The organism is Rhodovarius crocodyli, assembly GCF_004005855.1.
GTDB lineage: Bacteria > Pseudomonadota > Alphaproteobacteria > Acetobacterales > Acetobacteraceae > Rhodovarius > Rhodovarius crocodyli.
In genome coordinates, this window is the sequence record NZ_SACL01000030.1 from 1 (window position 1) to 572 (window position 572).

Sequence of the window (572 nt, forward strand, 5' to 3'; positions counted from 1 at the left end):
CAGGGTCTGCTCGCTGACCAGGGGCCAGAACTGCTTGGGATAGGTTTCACGCGAGAGGGGCCACAGCCGCGTCCCCGAACCGCCGGACAGAATGACCGGGATGATGGTGCTCGTGCTGCTCGTCATGCGGGGCTCACTGTCGCGGAAAGTGGGTCAGTCACCGCGCGGCCCCGTTCCCGGTCCAGGAATGGTCCGGTTCGATGCTGCGATGCGGTAGGAAGCCTATAGCCTCGAATTGTGTTATTAAATCCATGAAAGTTCGGAGATTGCGACTTTGCGGATTCTAGGCGGTCACAATCTTGCGCGTATGCTGCCTGTGGGTGCTTCTACCTCCACGGGTGCCTTTGTTCGGCGCATCGGGCTTCTCGGTGGCATCGATACCGCCGCCGGAGGGTTCGGGCGCTTGTCGGCGCGGGCCTTCGCGATGCTCTCCCGTGATGGCCACCCCTTGAGGCTGTTCCCTGCTCGTCCTAGGAAACCGTTCAACTTCCCTGTGAAACCGAGAGGCACGCGGTGACGATCCTTCTGACAGGCGGCTTCGGCTTCATCGGTTCCGCGGTGGTGCGGCGTCT

General features: G+C 62.1%; 1 protein-coding gene. It reads right to left on the reverse strand.

Translation table 11 applies throughout. The features are described from left to right. Window positions 1-126: sugar phosphate nucleotidyltransferase (locus EOD42_RS26575; protein WP_164868129.1), on the reverse strand; the 126-nt coding region annotated here is incomplete at its 3' end. Window positions 127-572 lie beyond the last annotated feature (446 nt).